We start from the raw sequence: 19,474 nt of genomic DNA, 5'->3' as shown, positions 1-19,474 counted from the left end.
GGGGTCAGTGCTCGCCCGATGCGTCGACGAAATCGCGCGGCAAGCTGGCGTTGACCACGCCGCCGTCGATGACCAGCGCCGAGCCGACCACGTAATCGCCGCCGCGACTGGCGAGGTAGATCGCGCCCGCAGCCATGTCCTCGGCAATGCCCACGCGGGGCAGCGGGATGCCCTTCGCCACCTTGTCGCCGGCCTTCGCGGCAGCCTTGTTCATCTCCGACGGAAAGGCGCCTGGGCAGATCGCGGTCACGACGATGTTGTCCTGCACCAGCCGCGCCGCCATCCGCCGGGTCAGCTGAATCACCGCCGCCTTGGACGCGTGGTAGCTATAGGTCTCCCACGGGTTGAGCTTGAGCCCGTCGATCGAGGCGATGTTGATGACCTTGGCCGGCGCCGCAAGCGAGCCCGCCGCAATCAGGAGCTTGTGCAGTTTCTGGGTCAGGAAGAACGGGGTCTTGACGTTGAGGGCCATGACCTTGTCCCAGCCCGCCTCGGGGAACTGGTCGAACTCCGCGCCCCACGCCGCGCCGGCGTTGTTGACGAGGATGTCGAGCTTGTCCTCGCGTCTGGCCAGTTCGGCGGCCAGCTCCTCGCAGCCCGCGATGGTCGAGATGTCACCGGCGAGCGGGATGCACCGCTCGCCCAGTTCCGCCGCAGTTTCCTCTACCACCGCAGCCTTGCGGGCGGTGATGTAGACCCGGGCGCAGCCGGCGGCGATGAAGCCTTCGGCGATCATCTTGCCGATCCCGCGCGAGCCCCCGGTGACCACCGCGACGCGGCCTTCGAGGCTGAACAGCTTGCTGAAATCCATCGTCGTTCCTTTCTGACCTCCCGCTTGCGGGAGGGGACACCGTCAATACCCGCTCAGCTTCGCCACGCGGTCGGCGTGATAGAACTGGTCGCCGCAGAATTCGGCCAGCGCGCGGTCGCGCTTCATGTAGAGGCCGATGTCGAATTCGTCGGTCATGCCGACGCCGCCGTGCATCTGGACGCCTTCCTGCACCGCGAGGCGGCAGGCCTTGCCGGCCTTGGCCTTGGCGACCGAAACCATCAGGTCGGCCTTTTCGGACCCGGCGTCGAGCAGCTGCTGCGCCTTGATCGCGGTCGCGGTGGCGATCTCGATCTCGGAATAGAGGTGAGCGGCGCGGTGCTGGAGCGCCTGGAACTCGCCGATCAGCTTGCCGAACTGCTTGCGAGTCTTGAGGTAATTCGTGGTGATGTCGAACGCGCCGGAGGCCACGCCGGTCTGCTCCGCCGCCGCGCCGACGCGGCCGGCCTGGAGGACCTTCTCAAGCAGCGCCCGGCCGCCGTCGACCTCACCGATCACGCAGTCACCGTCGAGCTCGACGTTGTCGAACGTGACGTGGCTGGCCATGCTCGAATCGACCAGCCGGACGTTGGCGTGGCTGACGCCCGCCGCATCCTTCGGCACCGCGAACAGGGTCACGCCGTCGGCATCGTCATCACTGCCCGAGGTCCGCGCCGCGACGATCAGCGCATCGGCCGATGCGCCATGGATCACAAAATCCTTCTTGCCCGACAGGCGGAAGCCGTTGCCGGCCTTCTCTGCCCTGCAGGCGATCCGCTCCGGCCGGTGCTTCGGCCCTTCGTCGATCGCGATGCCGAGCACTGCCTCGCCCGCGATGATCGCGGGAAGCCAGCGGCTCTTGAGCTCATCCGATCCGGCAGACAGCGCGGTCACGCCCATGACCGAGGTCGTCAGGAACGGCGACGGCGTGAGGTTGCGGCCGATCTCGGCCAGCACGATCCCCGCCTCGACGTGGCCCATTCCGAGCCCGCCGTCGTTTTCGCTGGCCAGCATCCCGGTCAGGCCCATCTCGGCGAACCGCTTCCACAGGTCGTGGCCGAAGCCGTCCTGGCAATTCATGTCGCGCAGGCGGCGCAGTTCCGCCTTGATTGCGCCGTGTTCACCAAGGAAGCCGGTGACGGATTCGGCCAGCATCGCCTGGTCGTCGGAGTGGTAAAGCGGCATCTGATTGTCCCTTTGCATCGTCATCCCGGACTTGATCCGGGATCGCTGGCGGCATCGCGCCCAGCTCGCAGCGGTCCCGGGTCGAGCCCGGGACGACGGCCCTTACTAAGCCCCCGGCAAATCCAGGATGCGCTTGGCGACGACGTTGAGCATGACTTCGCTGGTCCCGCCCTCGATCGAATTCGCCTTGGTCCTGAGCCAGGTCCGGGCCGGTGCGCCGCCGCGGGTTTCCTCGCTCTCCCATTCGAGCGCGCGGCTGCCGCCCGCAGCCATGATCAGCTCGTGGCGGCGCTTGTTGAGCTCGGTCCCGGCGTACTTCATCATGTTCGGCTGGGCGGGGTTGCCGCGCCCGACCTTGACCTCGTCCATGAACTTCTCGCCCATTGCCGTGAAGGCGAGCGCATCGACGTCGAACAGCGCCAACTCGGCGCGCAGGAGCGGATCTTCTACGCCCTGCCGTGCCAGCATCGCGCCGATGGTGACCAGCCGGTCCCCGCCGCCCGCGCCCGAGATCATCTCGCGCTCGTGGCCGAGCAGGTACTTGGCGACGTCCCAGCCGCGATTGAGCTGGCCGACGATCTGGTCCTTGGGGACCTTCACGTTGTCGAAGAAGGTCTCGCAGAACGGCGAGGCACCGCTGATCAGCTTGATCGGCTTGGTGGTGACGCCTTCGCTCTCCATGTCGAACAGCAGGAACGAGATGCCCTGGTACTTGTTCGCCTTGTCGGTCCGGACCAGGCAGAAAATCCAGTCCGCCTTGTCGGCGTAGGAGGTCCAGATCTTCTGGCCGTTGACCTGCCAGTAGTTGCCGTGATCCTCGCCGAAGGTCTGCAGGGACACCAGGTCGGAGCCGGAACCCGGCTCCGAATAGCCCTGGCACCAGCGGATTTCGCCGCGGGCGATCTGGCCCAGGTAGTGGACCTTCTGCTCCTCGGTTCCGAACTTGAGCAGCGCGGGCCCCAGCATCCAGATGCCGAAGCTCGACAGCGGCGGCCTCGCCCCGATCCGGGCCATTTCCTCGCGCCAGATCTTGGCTTCGGCAGGGGACATCCCCGCACCGCCATAGGCCTTGGGCCAGTCGGGCACGGTGTAGCCCTTTTCCGCGCAACGTTCGAACCACACCCGCTGGGCTTCGCTCTGGAAGACGGCGCGGCGGCCGCCCCAGAAAACGTCGCTCTCGTCGCGGACGGGCTGGCGCATCTCTGACGGGCAGTTCTGGTCGAGCCACGTACGGATTTCGCCGCGGAAATTCTCCAGGTCGGACATGTTTGTCGCTCCTCTCTTAATCGAGAGGTTAAAGCGACTCGCGGCAGCCGCGCAAGCGCGGATTTCCGCGGTTTGCCACGATCCCTGCATGCCGTAGCGTAAACCTGTGCGGCATTGACGGATGCGACGTCACGTTTACGTTCGCGGCAAAACAAACAACGATTTTGGAGAGGTCGATGCGCTTTCAGGACAAGACCGTCGTCGTGACCGGGGCCGCCTCGGGGATCGGCAAGGCCAGCGCCCTGCTTTTCGCCGCCGAGGGCGCGAAAGTCTATGCCGCAGACATCGACATGGACGGGCTCGGCAATGTCGCCGCCCAGTCCAACGGCAGCATCGTCGCGGTGCGCTGCAACGTGACCTCGTGCGAGGACATCAAGGCCCTGATGGACCGTGCGGGAAGCGAGACCGGCGGTATCGACGTCGTCTTCAACAATGCCGGCGCCGGCGGTGACCGCGCGAAGATCTTCGAGATCGAACCCGCCGGATGGGACCGGACGATGGACCTGCTGCTGCGCTCGGTCGCCTTCGGGATCCGCTACGCCGTCCCGCACATGCAAGGGCGGGCGGGCGCGGCGATCGTCAACACCTCGTCGATTGCGGCCGAAGGCTCGGGCTATTCGCCCACCGCCTATGCCGTTGCCAAGGCCGGCGTGCTTCATCTGACCAAGCTGGCCGCGGCCGACCTCGCGCAGTTCGGGATTCGCGTGAACGCGGTCCAGCCGGGCTTCATCAACACCAACATCTTCACTTCGGCGGTCGAGATGCCGGAGGACAAGGTGCCGGCGGCGCTCGGCGTGATCGCGGAAATGTCGAAGCACGCCCAGCCGGTGGCCCGCGGCGGGCAACCCACGGACATCGCCGAAGCGGTCGCGTACCTCGCCAGTGACGCCGCCGGGTTCGTCAACGGCACCTCCCTGCTGGTCGACGGCGGCATCCGCGTCGGCGAGCGGCCCAGCTGGGATCCCAACGCGCCCGGCCTGTTCGATGCGCTCGAGGCCATGGCCGCGGGCGGCGCAGAGGGACGCGAGTGACCGCCGCCGGGGGGCGCGTTTCCTTTCGCCTGGCCAATTTTCACGGCTTCGGCGCCATCGCATACGGGATCAAGGACAGCGGGTTCTCGACGTTCCTGCTGCTGTTCTACAACCAGGTCCTCGGCATGGACCCGAAGATGGTCAGCCTTGCGCTCGCGCTGGCGCTGATCCTCGATGCGTTTCTCGATCCGCTGATCGGTCACCTCGGAGACCGCACCCGCTCGCGCTGGGGACGCCGACTGCCGTGGCTCTACATCGCGCCCATCCCGCTCGCATTGGCATGGACGATGCTGTGGTCGCCTTCCCCCGGCGACACGCCTAGTTTTGTCGAGCTGGTGCTGCTGGCCATCCTCGTCCGCACGCTGGTCTCGTGCTGCGAGGTGCCGTCGATCGCGCTCGTGCCCGAATTGACCCGCGACTACGACGAGCGCAGCAGGTTGGTGCGCTACCGGTTCCTCTACGCATGGCTGGGCGGGCTGGTCATGCTGTTTCTCGCCTACCAGGTATTCCTCAAGGACGGGATGCTGTCGATCGACGGCTACCACCAGTTCGGAATTGTCGGCGCTATCCTCATGGCGGCATCGGTGCTGATCTCGGCGGCGGGGCAACACAGGGCGGCCGTGGCCGTTCCGGTCGCCGACTCAGGCACTCCCCTTTCGATCGGAGCCGCCTTCCGCGAAATCCGCGAGGCATTCACCCACCCAGCATTCCTGGTGGTCGTCAGCGCAGAGATCTTCGCCTACACCAGCCAAGGCGTGACCTTTTCCATCGCCAACTATCTTTACCTGTTCGTCTGGCGTTTCTCGGAGACCGCATACCAGCTTTACCCGCTGCTGCTGTTCGCCAGCGTCGTGACGACCTTCGTCGCGGTCGGGCCGCTGCACAAGGCGTGGGGCAAGCGGCTGACGGGGGTGCGCTGCACGCTCGCCGGGATGGTGTTCTGGGCAATACCGTTCCTGCTGCGCGGAGCGGGCCTATGGCCCGAAGTCGGCTCGACCGCCTCGACGTCGCTGGTGTTCGCGTTCTTCTTTGTCGCCAACGTGTTGTCGGTCTCGGCGGCCGTATCGATCGTCTCGATGATTGCCGACGTGGTCGAAGCCTCGGAGATCGAGACCGGCAGGCGCAGCGAGGGCACGTTCTACTCCGGCCACCTCTTCGCCCAGAAGTGCGCGACGGGCATGGGCATCTTCGTCACCGGGCTGCTGCTGAGCTGGGCGGGACTCGGAGAACAGTCCAAGCCTGGCGAAGTGGCCGAGCCGGTCCTTGATTCGCTCTCGCTGGGTTACATTGGCCTGGTCATCGTGTTCTCGATCGTGATCGCCGCGATCCTTCGCCGCTTCCCGATCGACCGCAAGGACCATGAAGAACGCCTCGCCGCTTTGGCCGCAGCGGCCCGCCTCGATCCGGACGCATCCGGGCTCCATCCTTAATCGCCCGGTTAAAACGGGCTTCCATCATACCGGCCAGTCTGCCAAACCACCCGCAAACAAGACTCGCGAAAACCCACGGGAAGGACAGGAAATGGATTTCGATCTCACCGACCGCCAGCGCTTCTGGCGCGACCGCGTCCGCCAGTTCATCGAGGATCACGTCCGTCCCCGCGAAAAGGACTACAAGGCCGAGCAGGCCACCGGCGACCGCTGGAAGGTGCTCCAGGTCGTCGAGGAAGAGAAGGCGCGTGCCAAGGCGCAGGGCATCTGGAACCTGTTCATGCCGCCGCGCAATTCCGGACACCATCACGTCGATGAAAGCTTCGAGTTTGAAGGCCCCGGCCTGACCAACCTAGAATACGCACTCTGCGCCGAGGAAATGGGCCGCATCGGGTTTGCGAGCGAGGTGTTCAACTGCTCCGCGCCCGACACCGGCAACATGGAAGTGCTCCATCGCTATGGCACCGCCGAGCAGAAGGAACGCTGGCTCAAGCCCATCATGAACGGCGAGATGCGCTCCGCCTTCCTGATGACCGAGCCGCTGGTCGCCTCGTCCGACGCCACCAATATCGAGACCTCGATCCGCCGTGAGGGCGACGAATATGTCATCAACGGCCGCAAGTGGTGGTCGTCCGGCCTTGGCGATCCGCGTTGCAAGGTCGCGATCGTCATGGGCAAGACCGACTTCGAAGCCAAGAGGCACCAGCAGCAGTCGATGGTCCTGCTCGATCTCGACACTCCCGGCGTGGAGGTCATCCGGCATCTCCCTGTGTTCGGCTATGACGATGCGCCGCACGGGCACATGGAGGTCGTCCTCAACAACGTCCGCGTCCCGGCCTCGAACATATTGCTGGGCGAAGGCCGCGGGTTCGAGATCGCGCAAGGCCGCCTCGGGCCGGGCCGTATCCACCACTGCATGCGCACGATCGGCGTGGCGGAAGAGGCGATAGCCAAGATGGCCCGCCGCCTCCAGTCGCGCGTCGCGTTCGGCAAGGCAATCTCCGAGCATTCGGTGTGGGAACAGCGCATCGCCCAAGCCCGCATCGACATCGAAATGACGCGCCTGCTCTGCCTCAAGGCGGCGGACATGATGGACAAGGTCGGAAACAAGGCGGCTGCGCTCGAAATCGCGATGATCAAGGTCCAGGCCCCCAACATGGCGCTGCGGATCATCGACGATGCGATCCAGGCCCACGGCGGTGGCGGCGTGTCCGAGGACTTCGGTCTTGCGAAGATGTACGCCGGCCAGCGCACGCTGCGCCTTGCCGATGGTCCGGACGAAGTCCACGCCCGCGCCATCGCCCGGATCGAGTTTGCCCGTCATTCGGGCAAGGTCAGCGATCCGGGGTTCAGCTCGGGCGACATCGGCGTCTCACGCTAACCTGCCCCTTTACCCGCGCGGCATCCGCCGCGCGGGTCAGTCCCCGACAGATCCGAGCACCGGAGCCGTATCGCATGAAAGCCGCCATCCTTGAGCAACCCGGCAAGCCGCTGGAAATCGACGACCTGACGATCTCGAATCCCGGCCCGCACGAGGTCCTGATCCGCACCGCCGCCTGCGGCCTGTGCCATTCGGACCTGCACTTCATCGAGGGCACATATCCTCACGCCCTGCCCGCGGTCCCGGGCCATGAAGCGGCGGGGATCGTCGAGGCGGTCGGCAGCGAAGTCCGCACGGTCAAGGTCGGCGATGCGGTGGTCACCTGCCTCTCCGCCTTCTGTGGGCACTGCGAGTTCTGCGTGACCGGGCGGATGGCGCTGTGCCTGGGCGGGGATACCCGGCGCAAGACCGGCGAGGCCCCGCGCCTGACGCGCTCCAGCGACGGCAGCGTGGTCAATCAGATGCTCAACCTCTCGGCCTTTGCCGAAATGATGCTGGTCCACGAACATGCCTGCGTCGCGATCAACCCGGAGATGCCTCTCGACCGGGCCGCGGTAATTGGCTGCGCGGTGACAACCGGTGCCGGCGCGATCTTCAACGCCTGCAAGGTGACACCCGGCGAGCAGGTCGCCGTCGTCGGCTGCGGCGGTGTAGGCCTCGCCACCGTCAATGCCGCCAGGATCGCCGGTGCTGGCCGGATCATTGCCGCCGATCCCATGCCGGAGAAGCGCGAACTGGCCAGGAAGCTCGGCGCGACCGACGTGCTCGACCCGACCGATCCCGATGCCGCTAAGCAGCTTCTCGAGCTGACCAAGGGCGGCGTTGACCACGCGATCGAGGCGGTCGGTCGTCCGGCGTCGGCCCAATTCGCAGTCGGCGCGCTGCGCCGCGGCGGCACCGCCACGATCCTCGGCATGATGCCGCTCAGCGAAAAGGTCGGCCTCGGCGCGATGGACCTTCTGTCCGGCAAGAAGCTCCAGGGCGCGATAATGGGCAACAACCGTTTTCCGGTCGATCTTCCCCGATTGGTCGACTTCTACATGCGCGGGATGCTTGACCTCGACACGATCATCGCCGAACGGATCCCGCTTTCCGGGGTCAACGAGGGGTTCGAGAAAATGAAACAGGGCCATTCCGCCCGTTCGGTGATCGTGTTCGACCAATGAGCAGCACGACCCCGCTGAACGCCGAGGAAGCCTTCGTCGGAACGGTTGCGCCGGAAGGCGCGGACAAGCTCGACGACGCCGCGCTGGCGGCGTGGATGCAGGCCAACGTGGCCGGCTTCCAGGGCCCCATGACGGTCACGAAGTTCAAGGGCGGGCAGTCCAACCCGACCTACAAGATCGAGGCCGCCAGCGGAAACTACGTCCTGCGGCGCAAGCCGTTCGGGCCCCTGCTGCCATCCGCCCACGCGGTCGACCGCGAATACAAGGTACAGGCCGGCCTGTCGAAGACCGGCTTCCCGGTGGCCCCGCAGTACGGGCTCTGCACCGACGACAGCGTCATCGGCTCGTGGTTCTACGTGATGGGCATGGTCGACGGGAAGACCATCTGGGACGGCGCGATGCCCGGTTCCACGCCCGAGTACCGTCGCGCCACCTACGATGCCATGATCGACACCTTGGCTGCGCTGCACAAGGTCGACGTTGACGCGGCAGGCCTCTCCGACTTCGGCAAGCCAGGCAACTACTTCGGCCGCCAGGTCGACCGCTGGACCAAGCAGTACCGCCTCGCCGAGACCGAGCGGATGGAAGAGATGGAGCGGCTGATCGAGTACCTGCCGCAGACCCTTCCCGAACAGGACCGCACCTCGGTGGTCCACGGGGACTACCGTATCGACAACATGATCTGGGCCAAGGACCGCCCCGAGGTGCTAGCGGTACTCGACTGGGAGCTTTCGACGCTCGGCGACCCGCTCGCCGACTTTACCTATGTCGCTATGGCGTGGGTGACCGACAACGGCGGCCGCTCAGGCGTGCAGGACATCGACCGCAAGGCACTCGGCATTCCCGAGCTCGCAGAGATGGTCGAACGCTACTCCGCCGCGACCGGGCGGAGCAGCGTGCCGGACATGAACTGGTACTTCGCCTACAACTTCTTCCGCCTCGCCGGGATCATGCAGGGCATCAAGAAGCGCGTGATCGACGGCACCGCCTCCAACGCGCAGGCCAAGGCCATGTCGGAACGCGTGCTGCCGCTGGCCGAGACGGCGTGGAGCTTTGCTGAGAAGGCGGGGGCGTAACCTCTAAGGGCGGGGCCAGCCTACTGGATCCCGCCGAGTCTCAGGCAAAACAGAATCCTGTCTTCCGCCTTCAATTCGGGAAGCGCGCTGAAGGCGGGACCATCGAAGTTCGCGGCGGCAGTCGCGAGTTCTTCGCTGGCGCTGTCGCCAGCTGCGGGATCGGCGAGCCATGCTTTGCGGACTTGGTCGGCCGCGCGTTCGAACATCTTCCGATCATCGCTTTTCAGCATCGGCTGCGATGCAAAGGCGGAGAGGAGGGCATAACAGGCGACCGGGTTCGGCAAGGCGGGATCGACGAGAATCACCGGCTGCATCAAGCCGGTGACGTAGCCATCGGGCCCGTCAATCAGGACGATCGTATCATAAAGGGGACGGCACTTGCCCAGAGCTTCTGCGACGGCGGCTTCCGGGTCGGCCGCTGGCCGGACCTGTTCGGCCAGCGCATAAAGATCGGCGGAAAATAAGCCGAGAATCTCGTCGGAGTTTTTGCCTGTTTCATCAGCCATGGCCTCGGCAAAACGGCCTGCGAGTACGCCTGCCCCCTCTGAGGTCACGCCAAGGGATCGCGAAAGGTCCTGCCCCTTGAGGGCCTCGGTCGCGAAAAGCGCCAGCGTGGCGCAGCGCAGTTCGCCCCGGCGCGTTTCGCCGAGTGACTGGTAAAGATCGGCACTGCCGCCATCGTCGCCCGATCCGCTCGAGGCCGCGACTGCACGTTCCAGCAGGGGAAGCACCTCCTGCTCGAACAACGGCGCGGCCTGCGATTCCTCATACCCGATGGCCGGCGCACAAGCCGCAGGATCTTCGCAGCCCGCATCCTGGGCAAGCGACAGCAGCAAGGCAAAGAGCAACATTCTATCCCCCCGAGGCCCCCAAACGATCCTCCAGCGAACCTAAAGCGCGCTCGTCATGTTGCAAGCGCACATTCCGGCCCGGTGGCTACCTTTGCAATTCCCCCGCATCGGGCGTATGGGCGCGCCTCTTGAAAGGAAGGCGAAGTGGCTGTGAACTGGACTGCGGAATCCTGGCGCGGGTATGAAGGACGGCATCTGCCGACCTATCCCGACGCCGCCAAGCTGGCTGAGGTCGAGAAGACCCTGCGGAGCTTTCCGCCGCTCGTGTTCGCCGGCGAAGCCCGCGCGCTGAAGGACGAGCTGGCGGGCGTCGCAGCCGGCAAGGCTTTCCTGCTCCAGGGCGGCGACTGCGCCGAGAGCTTTGCCGAGTTCCACCCCAACAACATCCGCGACACCTTCCGGGTGCTGCTCCAGATGGCGGTGGTGCTGACCTTCGCCAGCAAGGAGCCGGTGGTGAAAGTGGGTCGCATGGCCGGCCAGTTCGCAAAGCCGCGCTCGTCGCCGGTCGAAGTGCAGGACGGGGTCGAGCTGCCCAGCTACCTCGGCGACAACATCAACGGGATCGAGTTCACGGCCGAGGCGCGGATTCCCGATCCGCAGCGCCTGCTCCAGGGCTACAGCCAGTCGGCAGCGACGCTCAACCTGCTGCGCGCGTTCTCTACCGGCGGCTATGCCAACCTGCGCCAGGTCCACCAGTGGACCCTCGACCACATCGGCAAGAGCCCTTGGGCCGCGAAGTTCGCAGAAATGGCCGACAAGATCGGCGAGGCGCTCGACTTCATGGCGGCCTGCGGGGTCGATCCCAAGACCGTACCGCAGCTTCAGGGCACCAGCTTCTACACCAGCCACGAAGCGCTCCACCTCGCCTACGAGGAAGCGATGACCCGGCAGGATTCGCTGACCGGCGACTGGTACGACACCAGCGCGCACATGCTGTGGATTGGCGACCGCACGCGTTTCGAGGGATCGGCCCATGTCGAGTTCCTGCGCGGCGTCGGCAATCCCATCGGCATGAAGTGCGGGCCGAGCCTGACGCCCGATGCGCTGCTGTCGATGCTCGACACGCTCAACCCCGCGCGCGAGCCGGGCCGGATGACGCTGATCAGCCGCTTCGGCGACGACAAGGTCGAAGCCGGGCTCGCCCCGCTGGTCCGCGCGGTCAAGCGCGAGGGCCATCCGGTCGTGTGGAGCTGCGATCCGATGCACGGCAACGTGATCAAGGCGAACAACGGCTACAAGACCCGCCCGTTCGACCGCATCCTGAACGAAGTGAAGGGCTTCTTCGCCGTCCACCGTGCGGAAGGCACCCATGCCGGGGGCATCCATATCGAGATGACCGGCAAGGACGTGACCGAGTGCGTCGGCGGGGCAATCGCCATCACCACCGAAGGTCTGGCCGACCGCTACGACACCCACTGCGACCCCCGCCTTAACGCGGCGCAGTCGATCGAACTGGCGTTCCTGCTGGCCGAGCACATCAACCTCGAGCGCGCCGCCGCGCGGGCCGAGGCGGCCTGACTGGACATCGCGCCCGGATCGGACTTATCCTGCGAGGATGAGCGAGGTCCGGGAAGCGACGCGGAAGGGCGTGAAGGGTGCAGCCATGCGGCTGCGCCTGATCGAGGCGACGATCGCCGCCCTGACCGAGCTGGGCTATGCCGGGGCGAGCACGTCCGAGGTCGTGCGCCGGGCCAAGGTCAGCCGCGGGGCGCTGCTGCATCACTTCCCGACGCGTGCCGAACTCCTGCTCGCGACGGCGCGCCACATCTGCGAGGAACAGGAGCGCTTCCGCCGGCAGCGGCTGAAGGACGTGCCGCGAGGAACAGACCGCTTCTTTTCGATCACCGACGCGATGTGGGCGACCATGCAGCGCCCGGAATCGGTGGCCCTGACCGAGCTGATGCTTGGCTCGCGCGCGGACGAGGAACTTCGCGAACCGTTCGCCCAGGTCATGCGCGAGGCGGCGTCGCGCCTGTACGACGGGCCCGCCGAAGTGGCCGAGGATATCGGATACTCCAACGCGCGGATGGTCCGCGCGATGGCCAAGCTGCACATCGCGGCGATGCGCGGGCTGATGGTCGAGCAGCATTATGGCGGCGGCGACCAGCATATGGACGACGCGTACGAGTTGCTCGTCTGGTACAAGCAGGCGGCGATGCGCCGTCTGGCCGATCCGACCTTCGATGAATCCGTGCGCCTCGACCTCGATCGACCGCTGCGCCCCCCTGTTGTTCCAATGCAACGCTCCGGGAAAAAACAAAACAGGCAGAGTTGACGGTTCTGCGCCCCTTGGGCAGTCTCACCTGCAACCGATTTCGCAGGAAGCGGAACGGAATTTGGGAAAAGGGGCCTATGACCAAGTCGCATCTCCGCATCGCCACCTCGTTCGCCGTCCTCGCCGCGGCCGCGCTTGCTGCGCCGTCCTTCGCACAGGATGCGCAATCGGAAGAGGAAGCGCCCTCGGGCCCGCAAATCGTCGTCACCGCGCAAGGCCGCGCCCAGGCGCTGGCCGACGTGCCGGTCGCGATCTCCGCAGTGAACGCCGAGACGCTCAAGAACTCGGGCGCCAACGACATTCGCCAGCTCAACCAGGTGGCCCCGTCACTGCTGGTTTCCTCGACCGGCTCCGAAGCCAACGGCTCGGCCCGTATCCGCGGCATCGGCACGGTCGGCGACAACCCCGGTCTCGAAAGCTCGGTGCCAGTGTTCATCGACGGCGTGTATCGCTCGCGTTCGGGCATCGGCCTCAACGAACTCGGCGAGCTCGACCGCATCGAAGTCCAGCGCGGCCCCCAGGGCACGCTCGGCGGGCGCAACTCGTCGGCCGGCCTCATCAGCATCTATTCGAAGAAGCCTTCGTTCAGCTTCGGCGGGACCGCCGAGGCGACCTATGGCAACTATGACTTCATCCGCCTTTCGGGCAGCATCACCGGCCCGCTGACCGAAACGATCGCCGCCCGCCTCGACGGCGTCTACGTCAAGCGTGACGGCTTCCTTCGCGACAACACCAACAACACCGACGTCAACAACCGCGACCGCTACTTCCTGCGCGGCCAGCTTCTGTTCGAGCCGACTGATGCGCTGAGCGTGCGCCTGATCGCGGACTACACCTTCCGCGATGAAAAGTGCTGCGGTGCGGTTTATGTCGACCGGACGGTCAATCAGTACATCGGCAACCTCAACGATCCGTCCAGCCCGCTCACCCCGCTGCAGGCCAACGGCAACAACATCATCAACGTCCTGCGCGACCTCGGCCAGCCGCTGGCCGGGTTCAATGCCGGCTATGATCGCACCATCTATGTGTCGCCCGGCCGCAGCTTCGCCGGCGAGACCAAGGACTACGGTTTCTCGGGCGAGATCAACTGGGACCTCGGTGGCGCGACGCTGACCTCGATCACCGCTTACCGCGAATACCGTTCAGGCCAGGCCGGCGACGTCGACTACAGCGCCGTCGATATTCTCTACCGCGCGCCGAGCGACGACCTGTACCGCCAGTTCCATACCTTCACCCAGGAACTGCGCCTGCAGGGCGAAGCGTTCGACGGCAAGCTCGACTGGCTGGTCGGCGGCTATTACGCCAATGAGAAGCTGACGGTGCGCGACAACCTGCGCTTCGGCAACCAGTACGGCCGGTTCGCGACCTGCCGCCTGGTTTCGGGCGGTGGCCTTGCCGGGCTCTATTCGCCGAATTCGGCGGGCTGCCTTGCCGCGCGTCCCGCCGCGTTCGGCGCGGCCTCTCCGGCGATCTATGCCGCGATCGACGCGCTCGACGGGATCCGCGACAAGGGCACGATCAACGACCGCTACTTCCAGAAGGACGAAAACTACGCCTTCTTCACGCATAACATCGTCCACATCACCGATGCGCTCGATCTGACCCTGGGCCTGCGCTACACGCACGACCAGAAGGACTTCTCCGCCCAGTTCACCAACGACAACACCGGCTGCACCACCGTGCAGGGGCTGGTCGGCGGGTTCCTCACCAACGCCTCGCTGGCGGCGGTCTCGGGCGGCCTGATCGGGCTTGCCTGCCAGGGCAACTCCACGGCCGAGCTCAATGGCGTGTCGATCAACGACAGCCGCGGCGAGGACGAATGGACCGGCACTGCGATCCTTTCGTACAAGGTCACCCCGGACCTGCTGACCTACGCCTCGTATTCGCGTGGCTACAAGGCGGGCGGCTTCAACCTCGATCGTTCGGCGCTCAAGTCGCCGATCGCAACCTTCGCCAGCGTCGGTGGGGCCCAGGCGCTGGTCCGCAACCTGCGCTTCGATCCGGAGCTGGTGAACAGCTATGAGCTGGGCGCCAAGTACGCAACCGGTCCGTTCAGCGCGAGCGTCGCCTTTTTCCGGTCCGAGTTCAGCAGCTTCCAGCTGAACACCTTCAACGGCACGGTCTTCCTGGTGCAGAACGTCAACGGCTGCACCACCAACCTCGCCGGCGCGGATCGCGACCTCAGCGGCGCGACGGGTGCCTGCGCGGCGGACAGCGTCGGCTACGGCGTGAAGACCGAAGGGTTCGAGCTCGAAACCGCGCTGGTCCCGGCACAGAACTTCCGCGTCACTGCGGGCCTGACCTACGCCAAGACCAAGTACCGCAACAACCTGGTCGGCAACGACCGCGGCGCCCCGCTCGATCCGGCGCTGCGCCTGCTGCCCGGCAAGAACCTGTCGAACGCGCCCGAATACGTGGTCACCGCCTCGGCGGCGTGGACCCCGGACATCGGCAGCTCGGGTCTTTCGGCGCTGTTCTATGTCGATACCCGCCTGAGCGGCGACTACAACACCGGCTCCGACCTGTTCCCGCAGAAGCTCCAGGACGGCTATGCCATCGTCAATGCCCGCGTCGGCATCCGCGGCCCGGACGAGAACTGGTCGATCGAGGCGTGGGCGCAGAACCTCTTCAACGAGGACTATGCCCAGGTCGCGTTCAACACGCCGTTCCAGGCCGGCACCACCGCCGCGCCGTTCAACGACGCGGGCAACTACCCGGGCGGTCGCCAGATCTTCTCGCAGTTCCTCGCGGAGCCGCGGACCTACGGCGTGACCCTGCGCGGCAAGTTCTGATCTACAACGCGATGGTCAAAGGAAAGGCCCCCCTCCCTCGCGGGACGGGGGCCTTTTCATTTTCACGTCGTCCCGGACCTGATCCGGGACCGCTGCGAAGCTGGGCGCGAGATTGACTGGGGTCCCGATTCAAGCCCGGGACGACAACCAAAATCTACCGCTTCTCCGGCACGACCTCCAGCCGCCACGACCGGTCCTTGACCAGGTATCGCTTGGCCAGCGCCTGCATCCGCTCCGGCGTGGTTTCCGAATAGTCGCGCAGGATCGAGCGGAGGTCGCTGAACTTGCCAGGCTCGAACGCCGCGCCGTCGAGGTGGAGCAGGTAGAAGCCGTTGCCGGTCGAGACGCGGGTGACGTACTGCTTGAGCGGCTCCGTCACGCGGGCGAGTTCGTCGGCGGTCGGCGGGGTCGCCGCGAGGTCGGCGGCGATCTTGTCGGCAGCGGCGAAGAACGCGGGCAGGTCTTCGGGACGCAGCTGAACGGTGGCGATCACATAGCCGCCGGACTGCGAGTCCTCGGGCCACTGGCTGCCGACTTGCGGGGCATAGCTCGCGCCGATCCTTTCGCGCATCTCGTCGAACAGGCGGTTGTTGACGACCTGGGCGAGGATTTCGAGCTGACGGGATTCGCGGATGCCCGCACGCCCGCCACCCGTCGGCCAGGCGACCACCGCCGCCGCCTGGTTCGGATCGCCGCGATGGGTGAGGACCAGGGGTTCGGCATTGGCCGGCGGGATCGACGGTGAGAACGCGGGCTCGGCCGGGTCCTTGCGCGCCGGGAGCGCGCCGAAGGTCTTCTCCAGCGCGGCGACGGCGTCGTCGCGCTTGAAGTCGCCGAACATGTCGATCTCGATCGGCCCCTGCGCCAGCAGCGGTTCCCACACCCGGCGGAAGCCTTCGGCATCCGACTTGTCGAGCTCGGCCGGGGTCGGCGTGGAATAGCGCGGGTCGCCGTTCTTGAGCAGCCAGCCGAGATCGCGGTCGAGCACCCCGGCAGGCGAACCGTTGTAGCTTTCGTACTGCAGCCGCCCGGCCGCCTTGGCGCGCAGGATCGGGTTCTTGTCCCAGCGCGGCATCGCCAGCTTGGCCGCCATCAGGTAGAGCTGGTCGGCCATGTCGGCCGGCCTCGTGTCCGCGCTCATCGCGAAGGTCTTGTCCTCGATATCGAAATCCAGGCTGAGCTTGCGACCGGTGGACAGGCGGTCGAGCTTCTCGCGGTCCAGATCGGCAAAGCCCTGGTCCATCAGCGCGACCCGGCCGAGCCAGGCATAGGTCCCGTCCTGCTGGCTCATCGACGCATAGCCGCCGCCGAAGCGGACCTTCATCAGGATGCGGCCCGGCTCGGCATCGTTCGGCCAGAGCATCACGCGCACGCCGTTCGACAGTTCGATCGTCTCGATCCCCAGGAACCCGGCGGGCTTGGTCGAGGCGACCGTGCCCGGCGTGCCGATCGCCGGCAGGTCGGAGAACTTGAGGCTGCCCGCCGCGAGCCGGCTGCCCGATGCGGCATCGACCGGGGCGAGAAGCTCCGCCTTGAGCGCTGCGGCATCGCCATCGGCCGCACTGGGGGTGACCAGCACCCCGCGGATCACGGTGCCCTTGAACAGGCTCCGGGTGTGTTCGAGCACCGCTTCGGGGGTGAACAGCCCCTTCGACTTCGTGAAGATGTCGTAGACCGTTTCAGGATTGGCGACCGTTTCGCGGATGTCGACCGCGTTGGTGATCTCGTCGGCGAGCGCCGAGCCGGCCTGGGTCTCGCGGGTTTCGACCGGCACCTTGTAGGCAATGTCGAACTCCGCCACCTCGCGCTCGATCTCTTCGGGCGTCGGCGGGTTTGCCAGCGCATCGGCAATCACCGAGCGCACGTCCTTGAGTGCGCCGCGCCAGTCGTCGCCGAGCGGCGTCACCGAAACCAAGGTCGCGTCCGCCGAGCGGCTGACGTCCTGCTGCTCGACCGAGGCGAACAGGAAGCTCCCGCCGCCGCGGGCCTTCGCCTCGAGCCGGCGATTGATCAGCGCCAGCGCCAGCCGGTCGATCATCAGCCCCTGGTTGTAGACGATGGTGTCGTTGACCTTCTCCCACGGCCGCAGCACCGCGAAGTTTACGATGCGGGGCAGGTCCGGTTCGACGAATACCTTGGTATCGCCCACCGGATTGGCCGGGTCGGCCCCGGCGGGGGCGAGCGGCTTGCCGAAGCTGGGCGCCTTGGCGGCCTTGCCCTTCACCTTCCACGGCCCGAACCACTGGCCGATCTGCTGGATCAGCATCTGCGGATCGGCATCGCCGGCTACGACCACGACAGTGTTCTCGGGCCGGTACCAGCGGTCGTGGAACGCCTTGACGCTCTTGTCGGTCGCGGCGTTGAGCGTCTCGACCGTACCGATCGGCGCCCGGTCAGCGAGCGGCTGGCCAGCGAACAGCAGCGCGCGCGTCCCTTCCGCGATCCGGTTCTGCGCCCCGCCCCGCTCGCGCATTTCGGCGAGCACGATCGGCACTTCGGTCTTGACCCCGTGCGGTGTGAAGATCGGCGAAGTGATCATGCCCGAGAGCAACTTGAAGGTCTCGTCGATCTTCGGCGCGGTCGCGTCGGGAATGTCGAGCTGGTAGACCGTCTGCGTCGGGCTGGTATTGGCGTTGGTGTCGCTCCCGAACGTGGCGCCCAGTCGCTGCCAGGTCGGGATCGTCTCGCCTTCCTTGAGGTACTTCGACTCGCGGAACGAGAGGTGCTCGATCAGGTGGGCATAGCCGCGCTCGGCATCGGTTTCGTACATCGAGCCCGCATCGACCAGCACGCGGACCGAAATCTGCCCCGGCGGAACCCCGTTGCGACGCACGGCATAGCGCACGCCATTGGGCAGCTTGCCGAAGATCCATTCCTTGTCCTGCGGAACATCACTGCCCTCGTACAGCCAGGGCGTGGCGGCGTTCGCGGTCGCCGCAGGCTTTGCCGCAACTTCGGCGGTCAGGACCGGGGAAACCGCGAGCGCGAGCAGCGGCAGGGCGAGCAGCGAGGCGCTGCGGGCGATGCGCCGGGCGGCGCGGGGGATCGACGTCATCCCCGAGGTATAGGAAGCGATCCGATGAAGGACCAGTGAATAGCCGGTGCTATTTCAGCTCGACCTGAAAAACGAGATCGGCGTTGGCGGGAATCGGCCCTGCACCGTCGGCCCCGTAACCAAGCGCGGAAGGGATGCAGAAGCGGTAGATGCTGCCCTTGGGCATCATCTGCAGGCCTTCGGCAAACCCGTCGATCACCCCGCCGGCGCGGAATTCGGCGTTCTCGCCCTGGTCGAAAACCTCTCCCGTCAAGGCGAGATAGCCGATGTAGTTGACCGTAACCTTCTCGCTCGCGCGCGGCTTTGCGCCCGCACCGGGGCGCAGCTGCTTGAAACCGAGGCCCGACGGAGTCTTGCCGGTGCATACCCGCTGCTGGGCAGGGATGATCTGCTTGAGAGGAACCGGGATGATCCCGGTGGAGCGGGCAGAGACCAGCCCGATCCCGGCCAGGGGGACAAGGGCGGCAACGATGAGCAGGCGCTTGGCGATCGACATGGCATGCCCATAGCCAGCCAGATGCCCGCCGACCAGTCGCTTTGCGCCCTTGACCCCCCGGCGGCGAGGCCTACATGCGGTGCATGTTCATCGAGACCGAAACCACGCCCAACCCCGCCACCCTGAAGTTCCTTCCGGGCGAGCAGGTCATGGCCGCCGGCACCCGCGAGTTCACTTCGCCAGAGGACGCGGAGGCCTCGCCGCTGGCGCAGGCGCTGTTCGATACGGGCGAAGTCACCGGCGTGCTGTTCGGCCGCGACTTCGTGGCGGTCACGGCCGGGCCAGGCGCCGACTGGCCGCAGTTGAAGCCGCAGGTGGTTTCGGTCCTTCTCGACCATTTCGTCAGCAAGGCGCCGCTGTTCGTCGCCGACGCCAGCGGTATTGCCGTCCCCGGCGAAGACGAGGAGGCCGGGATCGGCGACGATCCGGCCGACGCCGATGTGGTGGCGCAGATCAAGGACCTGATCGAGACGCGGGTCCGCCCGGCTGTCGCCAACGACGGCGGCGACATCATCTATCGCGGCTTCCGCGAAGGCGTGGTCTATCTCAAGATGCAGGGCGCCTGCTCGGGTTGCCCATCGTCCACCGCCACGCTCAAGAACGGGATCGAGGGGCTGCTCAAGCACTACGTCCCGGAAGTGACCGAAGTCCGCGCGGCCTGA

At 66.3% G+C, this 19,474-nt stretch carries 15 protein-coding genes; 9 read left to right on the top strand and 6 right to left on the bottom strand.

The features are described 5' to 3' along the window. Nucleotides 1–4: 4 nt before the first annotated feature. The 3 genes from AC3WLD_RS12155 to AC3WLD_RS12145 form a co-directional block, all read right to left on the bottom strand. On the bottom strand, nt 5–811 hold the full coding sequence (locus tag AC3WLD_RS12155; RefSeq protein ID WP_492557223.1) for an SDR family oxidoreductase: 807 nt from the start codon (nt 809–811) through the stop codon (nt 5–7). Between the two features lie 42 nt (nt 812–853). Next, nucleotides 854–1,993 (bottom strand): acyl-CoA dehydrogenase family protein, encoded by a 1,140-nt coding sequence (locus AC3WLD_RS12150; protein ID WP_492557222.1) that lies wholly within the window; start codon nt 1,991–1,993, stop codon nt 854–856. Between the two features lie 105 nt (nt 1,994–2,098). Further along, nucleotides 2,099–3,259: an acyl-CoA dehydrogenase family protein gene (locus tag AC3WLD_RS12145; RefSeq protein ID WP_492557221.1), complete on the bottom strand. Its 1,161-nt coding sequence runs from the start codon at nt 3,257–3,259 to the stop codon at nt 2,099–2,101. A 176-nt stretch (nt 3,260–3,435) separates the two neighbouring features. Between AC3WLD_RS12145 and AC3WLD_RS12140 the strand changes: the two genes are divergently transcribed. The 5 genes from AC3WLD_RS12140 to AC3WLD_RS12120 all read left to right on the top strand — a co-directional run bounded on the left by AC3WLD_RS12140 (nt 3,436) and on the right by AC3WLD_RS12120 (nt 9,343). Then, nucleotides 3,436–4,290 carry an SDR family NAD(P)-dependent oxidoreductase gene (locus AC3WLD_RS12140; RefSeq protein ID WP_492557220.1) on the top strand — a complete coding sequence of 285 codons (855 nt, stop codon included), beginning with the start codon at nt 3,436–3,438 and terminating at the stop codon, nt 4,288–4,290. Further along, complete coding sequence (locus AC3WLD_RS12135) at nt 4,287–5,720, top strand: MFS transporter (protein ID WP_492557219.1); 1,434 nt, start codon at nt 4,287–4,289, stop codon at nt 5,718–5,720. The genes AC3WLD_RS12140 and AC3WLD_RS12135 overlap by 4 nt, the downstream gene beginning before the upstream one ends. Nucleotides 5,721–5,811: 91 nt before the next feature. Beyond that, nucleotides 5,812–7,101 (top strand): acyl-CoA dehydrogenase family protein, encoded by a 1,290-nt coding sequence (locus tag AC3WLD_RS12130; protein ID WP_492557218.1) that lies wholly within the window; start codon nt 5,812–5,814, stop codon nt 7,099–7,101. 74 nt (nt 7,102–7,175) lie between these two features. After that, nucleotides 7,176–8,267 carry a Zn-dependent alcohol dehydrogenase gene (locus AC3WLD_RS12125; protein WP_492557217.1) on the top strand — a complete coding sequence of 364 codons (1,092 nt, stop codon included), beginning with the start codon at nt 7,176–7,178 and terminating at the stop codon, nt 8,265–8,267. Next, complete coding sequence (locus tag AC3WLD_RS12120) at nt 8,264–9,343, top strand: phosphotransferase family protein (RefSeq protein ID WP_492557216.1); 1,080 nt, start codon at nt 8,264–8,266, stop codon at nt 9,341–9,343. The genes AC3WLD_RS12125 and AC3WLD_RS12120 overlap by 4 nt, the downstream gene beginning before the upstream one ends. Nucleotides 9,344–9,363: 20 nt before the next feature. Here the strand turns inward: AC3WLD_RS12120 and AC3WLD_RS12115 are convergent, their stop codons facing one another. After that, nucleotides 9,364–10,194, bottom strand: a complete 831-nt coding sequence (locus AC3WLD_RS12115; RefSeq protein ID WP_492557215.1) for a hypothetical protein — start codon at nt 10,192–10,194, stop codon at nt 9,364–9,366. A 144-nt stretch (nt 10,195–10,338) separates the two neighbouring features. On the opposite strand from AC3WLD_RS12115, the gene AC3WLD_RS12110 reads away from it, so the two are divergent. The 3 genes from AC3WLD_RS12110 (at nt 10,339) to AC3WLD_RS12100 (ending at nt 15,261) form a co-directional block, all read left to right on the top strand. Then, nucleotides 10,339–11,712 carry a class II 3-deoxy-7-phosphoheptulonate synthase gene (locus tag AC3WLD_RS12110; RefSeq protein WP_492557214.1) on the top strand — a complete coding sequence of 458 codons (1,374 nt, stop codon included), beginning with the start codon at nt 10,339–10,341 and terminating at the stop codon, nt 11,710–11,712. An 85-nt stretch (nt 11,713–11,797) separates the two neighbouring features. Further along, nucleotides 11,798–12,469: a TetR/AcrR family transcriptional regulator gene (locus AC3WLD_RS12105; RefSeq protein WP_492557213.1), complete on the top strand. Its 672-nt coding sequence runs from the start codon at nt 11,798–11,800 to the stop codon at nt 12,467–12,469. Between the two features lie 77 nt (nt 12,470–12,546). Beyond that, the gene (locus tag AC3WLD_RS12100) at nt 12,547–15,261 is read left to right on the top strand and encodes a TonB-dependent receptor (protein WP_492557212.1); all 2,715 of its coding nucleotides are present in this window, start codon (nt 12,547–12,549) and stop codon (nt 15,259–15,261) included. A 154-nt stretch (nt 15,262–15,415) separates the two neighbouring features. Here AC3WLD_RS12100 and AC3WLD_RS12095 read toward each other — a convergent pair whose 3' ends face one another. Further along, nucleotides 15,416–18,316, bottom strand: coding sequence for a M16 family metallopeptidase (locus AC3WLD_RS12095; protein WP_492557211.1), 2,901 nt, complete (start codon nt 18,314–18,316; stop codon nt 15,416–15,418). Nucleotides 18,317–18,365: 49 nt separating this feature from the next. Beyond that, a complete protein-coding gene (locus AC3WLD_RS12090) occupies nt 18,366–18,812 on the bottom strand; it encodes an FKBP-type peptidyl-prolyl cis-trans isomerase (protein WP_492557210.1) in 447 nt (148 codons plus the stop codon). Between the two features lie 83 nt (nt 18,813–18,895). Between AC3WLD_RS12090 and AC3WLD_RS12085 the strand changes: the two genes are divergently transcribed. Then, nucleotides 18,896–19,474 carry a NifU family protein gene (locus AC3WLD_RS12085; RefSeq protein ID WP_492557209.1) on the top strand — a complete coding sequence of 193 codons (579 nt, stop codon included), beginning with the start codon at nt 18,896–18,898 and terminating at the stop codon, nt 19,472–19,474.

The sequence above is a fragment of the Novosphingobium sp. FW305-C-111 genome (assembly GCF_058783565.1).
Note: the sequence above shows the minus strand (reverse complement) of the source record. Positions and strands in the feature narration are given on the sequence as shown.

What these genes read in the sequence shown, in the direction of transcription:
- AC3WLD_RS12155 (WP_492557223.1), bottom strand. Translation starts at nt 811, where the DNA reads ATGGATTTCAGCAAGCTGTTCAGCCTCGAAGGCCGCGTCGCGGTGGTC.
- AC3WLD_RS12150 (WP_492557222.1), bottom strand. Translation starts at nt 1,993, where the DNA reads ATGCCGCTTTACCACTCCGACGACCAGGCGATGCTGGCCGAATCCGTC.
- AC3WLD_RS12145 (WP_492557221.1), bottom strand. Translation starts at nt 3,259, where the DNA reads ATGTCCGACCTGGAGAATTTCCGCGGCGAAATCCGTACGTGGCTCGAC.
- AC3WLD_RS12140 (WP_492557220.1), top strand. Translation starts at nt 3,436, where the DNA reads ATGCGCTTTCAGGACAAGACCGTCGTCGTGACCGGGGCCGCCTCGGGG.
- AC3WLD_RS12130 (WP_492557218.1), top strand. Translation starts at nt 5,812, where the DNA reads ATGGATTTCGATCTCACCGACCGCCAGCGCTTCTGGCGCGACCGCGTC.
- AC3WLD_RS12125 (WP_492557217.1), top strand. Translation starts at nt 7,176, where the DNA reads ATGAAAGCCGCCATCCTTGAGCAACCCGGCAAGCCGCTGGAAATCGAC.
- AC3WLD_RS12120 (WP_492557216.1), top strand. Translation starts at nt 8,264, where the DNA reads ATGAGCAGCACGACCCCGCTGAACGCCGAGGAAGCCTTCGTCGGAACG.
- AC3WLD_RS12115 (WP_492557215.1), bottom strand. Translation starts at nt 10,194, where the DNA reads ATGTTGCTCTTTGCCTTGCTGCTGTCGCTTGCCCAGGATGCGGGCTGC.
- AC3WLD_RS12105 (WP_492557213.1), top strand. Translation starts at nt 11,798, where the DNA reads ATGCGGCTGCGCCTGATCGAGGCGACGATCGCCGCCCTGACCGAGCTG.
- AC3WLD_RS12100 (WP_492557212.1), top strand. Translation starts at nt 12,547, where the DNA reads ATGACCAAGTCGCATCTCCGCATCGCCACCTCGTTCGCCGTCCTCGCC.
- AC3WLD_RS12095 (WP_492557211.1), bottom strand. Translation starts at nt 18,316, where the DNA reads ATGACGTCGATCCCCCGCGCCGCCCGGCGCATCGCCCGCAGCGCCTCG.
- AC3WLD_RS12090 (WP_492557210.1), bottom strand. Translation starts at nt 18,812, where the DNA reads ATGTCGATCGCCAAGCGCCTGCTCATCGTTGCCGCCCTTGTCCCCCTG.
- AC3WLD_RS12085 (WP_492557209.1), top strand. Translation starts at nt 18,896, where the DNA reads ATGTTCATCGAGACCGAAACCACGCCCAACCCCGCCACCCTGAAGTTC.